Genomic DNA, 13,515 nt, shown 5'->3' with positions numbered 1-13,515 from the left:
CGCAGGATACCCTATCGGTTTTGGATATCCTAGCTTTCATGACGTCGGGGATCTTCCCCCATTGCCACAATAAGGAGAAAGACATCATGCCCGATCTTTCGCGTCGTGCCTTTGCCAGCGCCCTTCCTTTTGGCCTCCTCGGGGGAGGACTGATCCATAGTGCGCAGGCCATCGCCGCAACGCCGGAACCGGTCGCGACGCTGGCCAGCGTAACCCCGCTGGCGCAGATCCGCATCGGCCGCTTTACGGTGACGGCGCTGACGGATGGTTATGCGGATATGCCCTACAACTTCTTCCCGGGGCGGGATCCGGCCGAGGTGGAACAGGCGGCTGCCGCCCAGTTCACCGCCAGGCCAAGCGGAGTGCGATTTCTGTTCAATCAGTATCTCGTCGATGATGGCCAACGCCGCATCCTGATTGATGCCGGCGCAGCGGGCTCCATCGGGCAAACCGGCAACCTGCCGCAGGCCCTCGCCAGGCTCGGTCTGCGGCTTGATCAGATTGACGCGGTGATCGTGACGCATATGCATCAGGACCACATGGGCGGCCTGATCGCCGGCGGCAGGAACAACTATCCGCACGCGGAAGTCTATATCGATCGACGCGACGTCAAGCATTGGACCGACCCGGCCAAGCGTAGTGGCGCACCGGATTACCTTCAGACCAGCTTTCAGATGGCGGAAGAGGTCGTGCGTCTCTACCCCAGACTTCAGGCGATCGACGGGGAGCGCGAAATCGAGCGGGGCGTCTCGATTGTCGACCTGACCGGCCATACACCCGGCCATATCGGTGTTCGCGTGGAAGATGAGGGAAAGAGCCTTATCATGGTTTCAGACATGATCTTCCCGGTCGTACATCCGGCAGCGACTGACGTGTTCTTTCTGTTCGAACAGGACCGGGCAGCGGCCAAGGCAATGCGCGACCGCTTCTTTCCCCGCGCTGCTTCGGAAGGCACACTCATAGCGGCGACGCACATGCCGTTCCCGGGGCTGGGCCACGTCGTTGCCGATCGGGGACAAATCCGCTGGCAGGTTGCGGACTGGGCTTTGCAAGACTGAGGCCGGTTCAGGCCTCTGGAAAGGCAGATGGAAAATGAGCAGATATCTCGATATTGCCACGACTCCTTCCGTCGCGGCCGCGCAGGATAAGTATGGAAGCGCGGAGCAATGGGCGCGGATTGCCGCGCGCGGTGGCGTGGATGAAACGACCCGGGGCCAGCGCCTTAGCCCCGCAGAGGCAGGCTTCATTGGGGAGCGTGACGGTTTTTATCTTGCCAGTGTCTCGGAAACGGGCTGGCCTTACGTCCAGTACAGGGGCGGACCAGCCGGTTTTCTCACCGTTCTCGAGCCGGCACTCCTGGGCTTTGGAGATTTTCGCGGCAACCGGCAATACATTACGACAGGTAATGTGACGGCAAATGACCGTGTGTCACTGTTCCTGATGGACTACGCACACCGGCAACGCCTGAAAATTTTTGGACGCATCCGGATCATCGACGCAGCAGATGATCCGTCGCTGGCGGAGAGGCTGACCATGCCAGACTATTCCGCTCGGGTGGAACGTCTTGTCCTCATCGGCGTGGAAGCTTTCGACTGGAACTGCCCCCAGCACATAACGCCGCGCTTTACACTTGCTGAGCTGCAACGATGGCGACAGGCATCAGGCGCGGCGCCGTGAAATTGGTCCGAGGCGTCCGCGATGACGGCTTTAGGAACGATGTGAGCCGTTTGCGGAAATCATGTCCGCATTCGGCTCACGTCTGTCATCAAGTAGACTGCTTCGACGGAAATGCCCTCTCCTTTTCCAGGTAAGCAATAACAAAAGCGAGAGACAGTAGCGCCAAAACCGACCAGGCGAGCCAGTTGATGCCGGAGTGTTCGAGCAACAGGCCACCAATGATGCCGCCGCCCGCAATCGCAAGGTTCCAGGCGGTCACGATCATGGCTTGCGCTACCTCCGACGCCTTTCCCGAGGTTTTGGCGGCAGCGGTCTGAAACAGTGTGGCTGCGCCACCGAAAGCCAATCCCCATACACCGGTTGCCAGCCAGAAGAATTCAGGCACGTTTCCTCCAAGGCCGAAGATCAAGGCGGCGCCAGCGAAGAGCATGATGCTTGCCAGCACAAGTTCGCGCAGCCAGCGCCCGATCAGATAGCCGACAATACCAATCCCTGCGATGGCCGTTACCCCGAACAACAGCAGAACAACGTCGAGCTTCTGAGTTAATTCCGCAGGAGACACGAGCGGGGCGATGTAGGTATAGAGGATGTTGTGCGCCAGGACGAACAGCAACGTCACCATCAAGACAGACTTGATCCCACCTGTTGCCAACGCTCCGCCGATCGTGATCCGTTCGTTGATCGTGATGCCCGGATAATCGGGCACCTTCACCAACACCCAGCCGATCAAAACCACGGTGAGCGCGGTCATGGCCGAAAACGTACTTCGCCAACCGATCTCGGACCCTATCAGCGTCCCGGCGGGAATACCCAGTGACAGGGCCAGCGGCGTACCGACCATCGCGACAGCGATGGCGCGCCCCTTCAGCTCATCCGGAACCATGCGCGCCGCGTAACCGGCAACCATCGCCCAAAGCAGGCCTGCGGATACGCCGGCAAAAAATCGCGCCATCAGCAGGATGCCAAAACTGTCCGTGACGGATGTTATCGTATTGGCCACGGCAAAACCGGCAATGGCGCAGAGGAGAAGTGGTTTGCGGCGAAACCGCTGGGTGGCTGCGGTGAGCGGAATGGCCGCCACCAGAGACCCGATGGCGTAAACCGTGATGAGTTGGCCGACAACAGCGGGGCTGACGCCAAGGTCCGTGCTCATTTGTGGAAGAAGCCCTGCTGGCAGGGCCTCCGTCAAAATGGTTATGAAGCCAGCCGTGGCAAGGGCAAGCAGCGCCGCCATCGGCAATCGATTGCCATCTGATCCTGCGGCTGTTTTGCGGTTGTCCGGGAACGAATGTGACATGGTGTCAGCCCGTCTTGCCCAATTTGGGCAAAACGAGATCGCCGACAGAGTATGTATGGAATTCACTGGTGGAGACGGTGTCGAGCTTACGGAATTTTTCAACGAAAACCGGATCTGAAAAGAATTCGTCTACGTTGCCCGCCCCCTGAATTGCTTCGATATTGACCACGGTCAGCCCGTCAGTGCTCTTTGCAAGATTGCTCCACAGAAATCCGGGCTTTCGTTCTGCCACGTAGTGGACCACGTCCTGAATGATTTGAAACGCTTCATCCTGCTTGCCCGGATGGGCATGAATGACATTGACGATGAAAGTTGTCGGCTCCGGGGCGATGGCAAATCCGGCGGTGAATGTGCTGTCCATATGCTTTCCTTTCGTGAAAATCGGTACCCATTGTCGGGTCCCACTGGATATCGGCCGAGCGATAAGCGATAAACAGTCGCGTATTCCAATCAGAGCGGAAGAATATTCCTTAATGGGAACGATATGGATAAGCTTGGGACGCTGAGTATTTTCGTTCAGGCGGCGGAAGGCGGCAGCTTCGTTGCAGCCTCTCAAAGGCTGGGTCTCTCCAGCTCCGCCGTTGGCAAGGCCATTGCGCGGCTTGAGCAGGAGATGGGAGTACGGCTTTTCCATCGCTCGACCCGCAGCATGACGCTGACGGAGGAAGGGAGCTTTTTTCTCGATACCTGTCGGCGCGTTCTGTCTGAGCTGGACAGGGCGCAGGCGCAGCTTTCAAGGTCCCACAGCGAACCTCATGGCCTGTTGCGCGTGAGTTTTCCGCTGACGGGAATGCTGCTTATGCCGGCAATATCCGCATTCATGAAAGCATATCCCGACATCACGCTGGATCTCGATTTTACCGACCGACTGGTTGACGTGATAGAAGAAGGTTTCGATGCCGTTGTCCGCACTGGCGAGGTGCGCGACACGCGGCTGATGAGCCGCAAACTTGGTTCTTTCCGACACCGGATAGTCGCCTCGCCTGCCTATCTGGAGAGAGAAGGCATCCCGCTCGTTCCCGAGGACCTGTCAAGTCATCGCTGCATGCACCACCGATTTGCCAACTCGGGCAAACTGGAGCCATGGCCGCTGGCCAGAAGCGGCAAAGATCTGCGCATCGCGCTGCCGACGACGACGGTGGCCAGCACGCTTGAACCGCTTATCCACCTCGCAGAAAACGGCTTTGGCATAACCTGCCTGCCACACTTCGCCGTGGCTCAACAGATCGAACAAGGCACGCTGGTCTCGATACTCCAAGACTTCACAGCAGAAGCGGGTGTTTTCCGCGTCCTTTGGCCGACAAGCCGTTATCTATCGCCAAAAATCCGCGTGTTCGTTGACTTCATGGCTGATAATCTTTTCGTGCCGGAAAGGACTGCAGCTCATGTCAACGGGCAAAAAGCTGGCTAGAGGTTTCCGCCACCCCGCTGTTTCCGCCGGGCATGGACCGAGCGGGGCAGGCTCCAGCGACGCCCGCGCCGGTTAGCGGGCCATAAATGTCGGCCTTGTCAGATGCTGGACAACGGAACGCGTGACCCCGCCGAACACCCATTCCCGAAGTCTTGCGTGGCCATAGGCTCCCATCACCACAAGATTCGCACCTACTCTCTCGGCGTGATCATCTAAAACGTGAGACACCAAGCGATCATTGCGCGGCACGACTTGTGCTGACAGGTTTTCGACGCCGCGAGAAGAAAGATAGGATAATAAGCCTGGCGCCGGATCGCGTAGATCGCGGTTATCGTCAACGATGACAATGTGGACCGACCCGGCGAGCTTCAGAAGGGGCACGCTGGCCCTCACCGCAGAAGACGCCTCCGCGGTTTCCTGCCAGGCAATCATTACAGTCGGATTGTCGAAAACCAGCGATGCTGCGGGGTCGAACAGCACAGGCACGTCGGCATGAAACCAGGCACCGTCAAGAACGGCCTCCAAGGTGTTTTGATCGCCGAGAAGATCGGCACCGATCATGACAAGATCGGCTAGTCTCGCCCTTCGATCAACCTCGTTATCAACGCTGAACACTTCCGTATAGGCACTTTCCACATTGTAGGGAATACCCGTGCCAGCCAGGAAACCTTCGAGTTCCCGCACCGTCTTATCAATCTGCGCTTGGTCCCTTTGCCGTTCGTTCATCCAGGGAACAGAGACATTGCTGACGTGTGCTCCGATGGGAGGAACGGCGGATGTTCCAATGACAAAAACGGAAAGATATCCGCAGAGGGCCTTCGTGGCGTTTACCACGGACAATATTTGGGCTTCGCCAATATTGGGACTGCATACGTGTAAAATAGCTAGGTCTGTCACTGCCGCCCTCCGCCCCTGGCATCCTGCTCAACCGCTCTTTCGACAACTCCTACATATCAAGTCTTAAGGTGGATATCTTTTTCGAATGCAATTTTTAATATATGTAAAATACCTGTTCAATGTCGAGCAATCGTCAGAAGGTCGCACATGCTTCCGTATGAAACGACAAGAATAATCCGGATGCTATTGCCAATCTTCCCAATCCTCGGGCTCGCGGTAGGCGTCGGGGCACAATACGGCAATCTTATCGGACTCTCAAATTCGCGCTGATCGCCGGGACAATTCCGGTTCTCGTCACTCTGGTTTTTCAAATCCTGAAAAGTCTCCGCGCGGGTGAACTCGGGCTCGACCTGATCGCCATGATATCGATGACCGGCGCGCTTGTTTTTGGCGAATACATGGCGGGGGCCGTCGTGGCGCTCATGTATTCCGGCGGGCAATATCTTGAGCATGCAGCTGAAGGACGCGCCAGACGCGAGATGACCGCCCTCCTGTCGCGAGCCCCCAGGAAAGCCAACCGGCGAAACGGTAATCACATCGAGGAAGTTTCAATTGAGGAAATCGACACGGGCGATGTCCTCGTCGTACGCCGTGGCGACCTTGTCCCCGTCGATGGGATGAGCCGCCTTGGCCACGTTGGCTCATAAAGTATTATTCCGGCCTCGGCCTGATTTATCAAATGAATGTTTTTTTCATTCATCATTCGCCAGGCGAATATACGGCCGCGCCAAAATCGGTCCAGGTGATCGAGAGCAACGTGCAAGGGAACTGGCCGGTCGCCTGTAATTCGATTGTGTCAAGGACAGCCGTTTATAGACGGCGCTTCCGAGTGCTCGTGAAAAGAGCAGGTTGGCGGCCGCCGAGAAATAACGCGCTGAAACCGCTTAGCGAAAATCTGTCTGCGTATAGAAAACCGGCAATATGGGTATGATGCCCAACTCTTCGCCGGCACTGCTGTCGCTAATTCGTACTGAAGCAACCGCGGCGAAAGGCGGATGTAATCCCGAGGTGTTTTCGGATTGCGCGGCTCTTCACGTTTTGAAATGAGCAGTCACCGAAAATGAGTTCCCATCGGCGAACTATGCGGTCATGTCTTGCTCAGATCGTATGGGCACCTGCTCGACGAAACGCGAAGCAAAGAGTTGACAATATGGAAAATCCGGTTGCGTTGAATCGTCTTTCCGAAAACACGATCTTCCGTAAGGGCGATGTTTTCGTACTCTTCGGCGAATTGTTCGGTCGCGGGTACGCCACCGGCCTGCTAGACGAAGCCAGACGGGCTGGAATGGAGATTGTGGGGATCACCGTCGGACGGCGCGACGAGAATAACGCCCTGCGGCCGCTCGACGCCGAGGAATTGTCTTCTGCGGAGGCCCAGTTGGGCGGTAGGATCATCAACATACCGCTTATGGCGGGTTTCGATCTCGATGCGCCGGCAGACGGCCCGACTCCAACCGATCTTCTGGCAAAGATGACGCTTGAGAGCTGGGAACACGACAGGCTCGACTGGGACTATCTGGAGCAATGTCGAGACATTGCCACTGCGCGTTTCAAGGCATCGCTGTCAAAGGTCATGACCGCTCTAGACGGAATGATCGCTAATGGCCGCAATGTTTTCTTCGCCCACACAATGGCCGGCGGCATTCCGAAGGCGAAGACATTCCTGGTCGTCGCCAATCGAATCTACAAGGGAACTGGCCCCCGCCACATGTCTTCTCAGACGCTGCTCGACAGCGATATGGGAAAGCTCATTCTGCAGAATTTTGACGATGTTTCTGCGAACACCTTTCGCCATCTCATCGACTTTAGCACAGCGATCCGCGAGCGCATCGAAGCCTCGGGCGGACAAGTGCGATATACGGCCTATGGTTATCACGGATCGGCGGTCTTGATCGATGGGAGCTATCGTTGGCAAACCTATACCAACTACACCCAGGGATATGCGAAGATGCGTCTCGAAGGCATCGCCGAGGATGCCTGGGCGAAAGGCATTAAGGCAACCGTCTACAACTGCCCTGAAATCCGGACCAATTCGTCCGACGTGTTCACCGGTATCGAGCTGCCCCTGATACCACTGCTGCTTGCGTTGAAGAAGGAAAACGGGAGCGAATGGGCCGACGAACAATGGCAGGCCTGCGAGCAGCTACTCATGGACGGCTTAACCATGAACGATGTTTTCCGGAAGATCACCGACATGCAGGCCAGCGAGGTCATGCGTCCATTCTATGATTTTTCGGCATGGCCCATGGCAAACAGCCAGGCACAGGCCGATTTGACCATCGGCACGTCAAACGAGATCACCCGGATGCATCGGGATGGCAAGACGATGATTAGTGATCTCCTGAGCAGTCTCGTTGTGACTGCAACAGGGCAACTGATCTTTGGCGAATCGTCTGAACCCGCGGGTCCCGTCCTTTGGCTCAACCACGATATTGTTGCCCGGCGACTTAACGCTTCCCACCCGCATTCTAAGTCTTCTGCGCCGCTCGTCGCTCAGGGGACGGCATCCCCGCATCCTGAGATGGCGTGACGGCGTCCCCAACCTGGCTTGGAAACCAGGTGTCTTGGCCTGGAGCGACAAATCCCGCCAGGGGAACGCCCCTCCAATTGGTCCCGTGTACTTGCAGCTTGTCGCAGGCGTCATAAGAAGCGAGTCCGTTGGAGCATCCAAGAAGGGCCGAAGCTCTTTTTTCCGCGACATTGGAACAAAATCGGAAGTGGCCCATTTCATCGGCGTACAATTCTCAGGGCGCTGAATGATCGACAACCAGAACTCCCGGCAGGACGCCAAAGACGCCGGTGAGCGTCTTGTGTCAGCGCATGCATCAGAAGATCCGTTTGCGGCCGCATTCAAGGCCACCCGCATGCCGATGCTGATTACGGACCCACGGCAGCCAGACAATCCCATCATTTTCTGCAACAAGGCGTTCTGCACCCTCACCGGCTACGAGGTTGGCGAGCTAATTGGACGCAACTGCCGACTCCTTCAGGGACCACAGACCGATCCGGACGCAGTCACCAAACTTCGTGACGCCGTTGCATCGCAAAAAGACATTGCCGTCGATATCCTCAACTACAGGAAAGATGGATCCAAATTTTGGAATGCACTTTTCGTAAGCCCGGTGCGCGACGTGTCCGGAGCCGTGATCTACTTTTTCGCCTCGCAGCTCGACTTCACCAATATCAAGAGTAAGGAAGCCGAACTCGCCCGCGCCCGGCACATTGCCGAGGAAGAAGTAGCGCTTAGAACGGCCGATCTGACCGAGGCCTTGCGCGCAAAAACGGCGCTCGTCCATGAGGTCGACCACCGCGTGAAAAACAATCTTCTGACGATCGCTTCCATCGTCAAGCTCCAGGCGCGAATGACAGACAACGAGGTCGTCGAGCGGACACTGATGTCCGTGCTGAACCGCGTCGAAGCACTGAGCACCGTTCAGCGCAAACTTCTGAACGATGAGGATGTTGGCCATTTCGACGTGGCGGATTTCGCCAACACCCTGATGCTGGACAAGATCGGTGCCTTGAAACGGACCGATATCAGTCTCACGACAGACCTTCACGAGGTCGTGGTTCCAGCAACCAAGGCATCTCCTCTGGCCTTGATCATCAACGAACTCATTGGAGACGCGATTGGCCGGGGACTGAAAGAAGGCGGTGGTGAACTGCATCTGGAAGTGAAGCGACTCAACGGTCACTTCCTCATTCGGGTCGTTGACACCGTTGTCCCGGTGGAAGTGGATAGCGAACAAGCCGCCTTCAGCAAGAAGATGCTGGAAGCGTCACTAAAGCAGTTGCGTGCAACGATCGTAAGGACCGTCGATGGTCGCCGTACTGACGTGCGGGTCACGCTCTCTGTAAAAGACTGAAAGGATATCGCGTGAAAATCTTGATTGTTGAAGACGAGGCTTTGCTGGCTATGGAGCTTGAGAGCGAGGTCGAAGAGGCCGGGCACGAGATCGTCGGCGTCGCCGCCGAAAGCAAGCAGGCTTTATCCTTGATCGAAAAGTCCTCGCCACAGTTCGCCTTTGTGGATATTCAGTTGCTGGACGGTCCCACGGGTATCGACGTCGGCCGTCATCTTGCGTCCCGTTCAATTCCCTATGTCTTCGTTTCCGGAAATCTGAAGCGGATTCCTGAGGATTTTGCGGGCGCCCTTGGTGCGATCGAAAAACCTTACACCATGAACGGACTGCAAAATGCGCTGGAATTCATCGACACCATTGTGAACGGTGAGCACCAGTCCGTCACCGCGCCTCCAAGCCTCGTTTTATCACCCCGTTTGCTCGCTGCTATGTCGGCGTGAAACGCATCCGTGATTAGGGATTGACCTTGAACTCACCATCTGAACGCATTGAAGCCGTTCGCAATTCTGGTTTGCTTGATGTTCAGGGCCAATCCGAATTCCAGGATATTATCGAGGTTGTCAAAGCCGGGCTGAAATCTCCAGTGGCACTGATTTCCATTCTTGATGAGCACCGGCAGGTCTTCATCGCCCATCTGGGCCTTCCGGAAAAATGGGCCGAGGCGGCAGAAACGCCGCTGACGCATTCCTTCTGCCAGCACGTGGTTCGCGACAAGATACCCCTCATTATCGGGGATGCGACACTCCACGACCTCGTCAGGGACAATCTGGCCATCACCGATCTCGGCGTGATTTCATACATGGGTGTTCCGGTCACGATGCCGGATGGCCTGGTAATCGGTGCGCTCGCGGCAATCGACGGAGAGCCGCGAAACTGGACCGAAAGCGAGCTGGAGTTGCTGAGCCGGATCGGGCGCGTCGTCTCCAATCAGATTGCGACCTTCCTCTCCGAGCGTCGATGGGGAACACTCTTTCAACAGCTAGAAGAAGGCATCGTCGTCGGCTCCGTGATCCGCGATCTTGAAGGGTCGATCATCGACTGGCGGTTTGATACAATCAACCCGGCCTGGAGTGTTCTCCTTGGCTTGCCCGGAGATGGCGTCCCGGGCCGAACAATGCGGGATGTCTTCCCCGACTTCGAGGAAGAATGGATTTCCGATGTCGCCGAAGCGATGGAGACTAGGCAAAGCAAGCGTTTCACTCGCAAGATTCGCTCCCTGAATCGCTGGTTCGATGGCTATGTCCAGGCGACTGGCAACGATAAATTCGTCATCATCTTCGTTGACGTTACCGATCGGATGCAGGCGGTGGAGGCGCTACGCAACAGCGAGACGAAGCTGCGACTGATCGTCGAAGGCGCCAAGGATTACATCATCCTGACGCTTGATGAAAACCAACGCATCACCAGCTGGTTCGGCGGCGCGGAGGAGACTTTCGGCTGGTCGGAAGCGCAGATGCTCGGCAGACCGTTCGAAGAAATTTTTACACAGGAAGATCGGGCGGCGAATATTCCGCAGTTTGAGATCGAAACGGCGGGCCGCGACGGTGTTGCACTTGATCGCCGATGGCATCTTGCCGCCGATGGTACGCGGGTTTTTCTTGACGGCACCATACGCCCGATGCCCAATCACTCCTCATCCCATCTTTCCGGCTTCATCAAGGTTGCGAGAAACGCGACAGCCCAAAAGCTGTCGGAAGACCGGCAGCTCGCTTTTCTGGAGCTGGGCGAAAAGATCCGCGAACTCGACTCGGTCGCCGAGGTCGCTTTCGCAGCAGCGGAAATCATGGCTCGAAACCTGCAAGGGGCAACGCGAGCCGGTTATGGCATCGTCGATCCGATCGCCGAGACCGTGGAGATGCTGCCTGACTGGCGCGCGCCCGGAATGTTCACCGTTGCCGGCCAGCATCAATTTCGCGATTACGGTTCCTATATTGAAGACCTCAAGCGTGGCGAACTGGTCATCATAGCTGACGTTGCGGCCGATCCAAGAACCTCGGCGTCAGCGGAGCTTTTGAACTCGCTGGGCATCTCCGTCCTCGTCAACGTCCCTATTCTTGAGCGGGGCGCTTTCGTCGGCGTCATGTTTGTGCATTACGAAAAGCCGCACGAATTTTCTTCAGAAGAACGGGATTTCGTGCGGACGATTGCCGATCGCACCCGCGAAGCAATATCGCGGATACGTGCGGAAGAGGAACAGCAGGTTCTCAACCATGAGATAAGCCATCGGCTGAAGAACACGATGGCGATGGTTCAGGCAATTGCGACCCAGACCCTTCGGCCCGTCACCGACAGAGCGCCCGTCGAAGCGTTTGTCAGCAGGCTGCACGCACTTTCAAAGGCGCATGAAGTACTGCTCACTCACGACTGGTCATCGGCGCGTATGATGACCGTGATCGATACCGCGCTTCGACAACTCTCTCTTCCGGATCGTTACCGTCTGTCAGGTTCCGACCTTGAAATCGGGCCGCGGACTGCGCTCAGCCTTGGCCTTCTCATGCACGAACTCGGCACCAACGCTCTGAAATATGGCGCGTGGTCGAGCGACGGTGGAAAGGTCATCGTGACCTGGAGGGTTGAGCCCATCGGTGGGGATGGCATGGTTGTTGTGGAGTGGAACGAACAGGACGGCCCGCCGGTGGAACTGCCGTCGGCAAAAGGGTTTGGATCGAAGCTGATCCGCATGGGCCTTCTGGGAACCGGGGGCGTCGAGATCAATTACGATCCTGACGGACTGCGCGTGACCATGCAGGCGCTGGTTTCACAGCTTGAGCAGTGACATCGAGCCGAAGCCATAGTGAGGGGCAACCATGATCGGCAAACCAGTTTTCGACCGACCGTCCATGGCTGCCGACTGCAACTGTCAGCACCAGGGCTCACCGGTGAAATACCTGCTAGTTTAGCGCTGAACCTGCAGTTAAGGATGTAGCCGAACAGCGCCAATTTGGCTCAGCAAGCACTTTCAGCGTGGCCTTCGCCCGGCGCATCGGCATTCCCTCCTCCTCAATACGCCCTCATGACAGCACGCAACGGCGAGGGGAAGGAGACAACCAATGGAATTCAGACAATGATGTTGGAGTATTGGCAATTTCTTGGCTGGCTGGCCTACTGAAAGAGCCGCCATCGAGGACGGCAGAGGTCGTCTGTCTAATTGGGAACCTGTTGGGCGAGTAGAGTTGTCCGGTAGCGTTGATCTGGCGTTTCTAGACCAGATTGGCACTTTCTCCTCGGACCTGAAAACGGCTGATAAGAATTGTCCTCAGGCTGGTAAGACCGATACCGGCTCATACACCAGGCAACATGGTCGTCGTTCAGCGAGGCAATTTGTGGTCGCTTCTCCGTCTCGACCAGATCTATCGGTGGGACGCAGCGCCTGCGTGGCCCGCCACTGAAGGGTTGGTAACTTTTATCGGCCTTCACATAAGACCGGTATTTGCGGGAGCACCATTCATCTGATTTGTGCTCCGCAACATCAATCTGAGTCGCTTTTCCAAGCGGTAGACCGCTATCTTCTATGGATGGCTTGCTTCGCGGGACATCATTGGAAGCGAGGAGCGCCTCATCAACGTCAGCCGGTAAACGCTCATAGGCTTGCTCATTTGGATCAACACGCTTGACCTGCGTGGTCCACAACGGCTCCTCATTTACATCAAGAATGACAGGTGGCTGGGACTGTGACCTGAGATCGGATGCAATCCTCATTCCACCGCCAACAACGGGTAATGAGCAGAGAAACAGTAGGGAGCCGACGATAACGTTTTGCATGGCGCATCACTAAAAAGCATCGAAATATCGCCAGAGCAGCAGGACGGAAAATTTCGTGCCGCTCGGCACACGGGTAGCCGATCAAATTGTTGGTCGCGCCACCGCGACCAACGCTGAGTGGCCGGGAAAGCTGTCAGATCGAAAGAACGTCGATGATCTTACAGCCTGCAGGATCGATGAACGACGACTTGACATCTCGCCTCCATCGATCGCCCGGGTTACCGGCTTAGTTCATGATCCTGATGACCTTGCGGGTGCCGGGATCGACGATCGCGGTCTTTCCGTTAACGACGACGTAGCTGTAGGTCACATCCGGTGCATCAATCCTGTGCAGCTCCACCGTTTCCGGAAGGGCAGTGCCAACCACGACATCGACATTTGGCACATCCACTGAGGTGACCGTGTGCGCAGTCACGTATTTCTGGATCACAACTTCCTGTTCCGGGCTGATCACGACGGTCTGCGCGTGCAGAACGCTCGACGTGCCCATAACGATCATTGCAGCCGTCATTGCGAGGACTCGGGTTTTCATATCATTCCACCTTGGCAAGTGTTGCTTTTTGCCTGCGGTTGCAGGTGGGATTTCAAGCAAATTGCGCGGAAAGTGT

13 protein-coding genes are annotated in these 13,515 nt (G+C 56.6%); 8 read left to right on the top strand and 5 right to left on the bottom strand.

Annotated elements, in window-relative coordinates:
- The first annotated feature begins 86 nt into the window (after positions 1–86).
- Positions 87–1,058: an MBL fold metallo-hydrolase gene (locus WA845_RS08945; RefSeq protein ID WP_112556341.1), complete on the top strand. Its 972-nt coding sequence runs from the start codon at positions 87–89 to the stop codon at positions 1,056–1,058.
- Positions 1,059–1,092: 34 nt separating this feature from the next.
- On the top strand, positions 1,093–1,677 hold the full coding sequence (locus WA845_RS08940) for a pyridoxamine 5'-phosphate oxidase family protein (RefSeq protein WP_006697866.1): 585 nt from the start codon (positions 1,093–1,095) through the stop codon (positions 1,675–1,677).
- An 88-nt stretch (positions 1,678–1,765) separates the two neighbouring features.
- Here the strand turns inward: WA845_RS08940 and WA845_RS08935 are convergent, their stop codons facing one another.
- A complete protein-coding gene (locus tag WA845_RS08935) occupies positions 1,766–2,911 on the bottom strand; it encodes an MFS transporter (RefSeq protein WP_174151356.1) in 1,146 nt (381 codons plus the stop codon).
- Between the two features lie 67 nt (positions 2,912–2,978).
- Positions 2,979–3,335, bottom strand: a complete 357-nt coding sequence (locus WA845_RS08930; protein ID WP_004446047.1) for an antibiotic biosynthesis monooxygenase — start codon at positions 3,333–3,335, stop codon at positions 2,979–2,981.
- Between the two features lie 123 nt (positions 3,336–3,458).
- Between WA845_RS08930 and WA845_RS08925 the strand changes: the two genes are divergently transcribed.
- Positions 3,459–4,385 (top strand): LysR family transcriptional regulator, encoded by a 927-nt coding sequence (locus tag WA845_RS08925; RefSeq protein WP_044459044.1) that lies wholly within the window; start codon positions 3,459–3,461, stop codon positions 4,383–4,385.
- A gap of 72 nt (positions 4,386–4,457) precedes the next feature.
- Here WA845_RS08925 and WA845_RS08920 read toward each other — a convergent pair whose 3' ends face one another.
- Positions 4,458–5,282 carry a universal stress protein gene (locus WA845_RS08920; protein WP_162719276.1) on the bottom strand — a complete coding sequence of 275 codons (825 nt, stop codon included), beginning with the start codon at positions 5,280–5,282 and terminating at the stop codon, positions 4,458–4,460.
- 359 nt (positions 5,283–5,641) lie between these two features.
- On the opposite strand from WA845_RS08920, the gene WA845_RS08915 reads away from it, so the two are divergent.
- The 5 genes from WA845_RS08915 to WA845_RS08895 all read left to right on the top strand — a co-directional run bounded on the left by WA845_RS08915 (position 5,642) and on the right by WA845_RS08895 (position 11,921).
- Positions 5,642–5,929, top strand: a complete 288-nt coding sequence (locus WA845_RS08915) for a P-type ATPase (protein ID WP_162719277.1) — start codon at positions 5,642–5,644, stop codon at positions 5,927–5,929.
- Positions 5,930–6,432: 503 nt separating this feature from the next.
- Positions 6,433–7,812: an enoyl ACP reductase FabMG family protein gene (locus WA845_RS08910; RefSeq protein ID WP_112556351.1), complete on the top strand. Its 1,380-nt coding sequence runs from the start codon at positions 6,433–6,435 to the stop codon at positions 7,810–7,812.
- 226 nt (positions 7,813–8,038) lie between these two features.
- On the top strand, positions 8,039–9,148 hold the full coding sequence (locus WA845_RS08905; RefSeq protein ID WP_006697873.1) for a PAS domain-containing protein: 1,110 nt from the start codon (positions 8,039–8,041) through the stop codon (positions 9,146–9,148).
- A gap of 11 nt (positions 9,149–9,159) precedes the next feature.
- On the top strand, positions 9,160–9,585 hold the full coding sequence (locus tag WA845_RS08900; RefSeq protein WP_006697874.1) for a response regulator: 426 nt from the start codon (positions 9,160–9,162) through the stop codon (positions 9,583–9,585).
- A gap of 26 nt (positions 9,586–9,611) precedes the next feature.
- Positions 9,612–11,921, top strand: coding sequence for a GAF domain-containing protein (locus WA845_RS08895; protein WP_174151357.1), 2,310 nt, complete (start codon positions 9,612–9,614; stop codon positions 11,919–11,921).
- A gap of 368 nt (positions 11,922–12,289) precedes the next feature.
- Here the strand turns inward: WA845_RS08895 and WA845_RS08890 are convergent, their stop codons facing one another.
- Together WA845_RS08890 and WA845_RS08885 are read right to left on the bottom strand one after the other, a co-directional pair.
- Complete coding sequence (locus WA845_RS08890) at positions 12,290–12,907, bottom strand: BA14K family protein (protein WP_112556353.1); 618 nt, start codon at positions 12,905–12,907, stop codon at positions 12,290–12,292.
- Between the two features lie 226 nt (positions 12,908–13,133).
- A complete protein-coding gene (locus tag WA845_RS08885) occupies positions 13,134–13,439 on the bottom strand; it encodes a DUF1236 domain-containing protein (protein WP_034497513.1) in 306 nt (101 codons plus the stop codon).
- Between the last annotated feature and the right edge of the window lie 76 nt (positions 13,440–13,515).

This window comes from Agrobacterium sp. CMT1 (genome assembly GCF_037203725.1).
GTDB lineage: Bacteria > Pseudomonadota > Alphaproteobacteria > Rhizobiales > Rhizobiaceae > Agrobacterium > Agrobacterium pusense.
This window is presented reverse-complemented; position numbering and strand designations above follow the sequence as displayed.

What these genes read in the sequence shown, in the direction of transcription:
- WA845_RS08945 (WP_112556341.1), top strand. Translation starts at nt 87, where the DNA reads ATGCCCGATCTTTCGCGTCGTGCCTTTGCCAGCGCCCTTCCTTTTGGC.
- WA845_RS08940 (WP_006697866.1), top strand. Translation starts at nt 1,093, where the DNA reads ATGAGCAGATATCTCGATATTGCCACGACTCCTTCCGTCGCGGCCGCG.
- WA845_RS08935 (WP_174151356.1), bottom strand. Translation starts at nt 2,911, where the DNA reads ATGGCGGCGCTGCTTGCCCTTGCCACGGCTGGCTTCATAACCATTTTG.
- WA845_RS08930 (WP_004446047.1), bottom strand. Translation starts at nt 3,335, where the DNA reads ATGGACAGCACATTCACCGCCGGATTTGCCATCGCCCCGGAGCCGACA.
- WA845_RS08925 (WP_044459044.1), top strand. Translation starts at nt 3,459, where the DNA reads ATGGATAAGCTTGGGACGCTGAGTATTTTCGTTCAGGCGGCGGAAGGC.
- WA845_RS08915 (WP_162719277.1), top strand. Translation starts at nt 5,642, where the DNA reads ATGATATCGATGACCGGCGCGCTTGTTTTTGGCGAATACATGGCGGGG.
- WA845_RS08910 (WP_112556351.1), top strand. Translation starts at nt 6,433, where the DNA reads ATGGAAAATCCGGTTGCGTTGAATCGTCTTTCCGAAAACACGATCTTC.
- WA845_RS08905 (WP_006697873.1), top strand. Translation starts at nt 8,039, where the DNA reads ATGATCGACAACCAGAACTCCCGGCAGGACGCCAAAGACGCCGGTGAG.
- WA845_RS08890 (WP_112556353.1), bottom strand. Translation starts at nt 12,907, where the DNA reads ATGCAAAACGTTATCGTCGGCTCCCTACTGTTTCTCTGCTCATTACCC.
- WA845_RS08885 (WP_034497513.1), bottom strand. Translation starts at nt 13,439, where the DNA reads ATGAAAACCCGAGTCCTCGCAATGACGGCTGCAATGATCGTTATGGGC.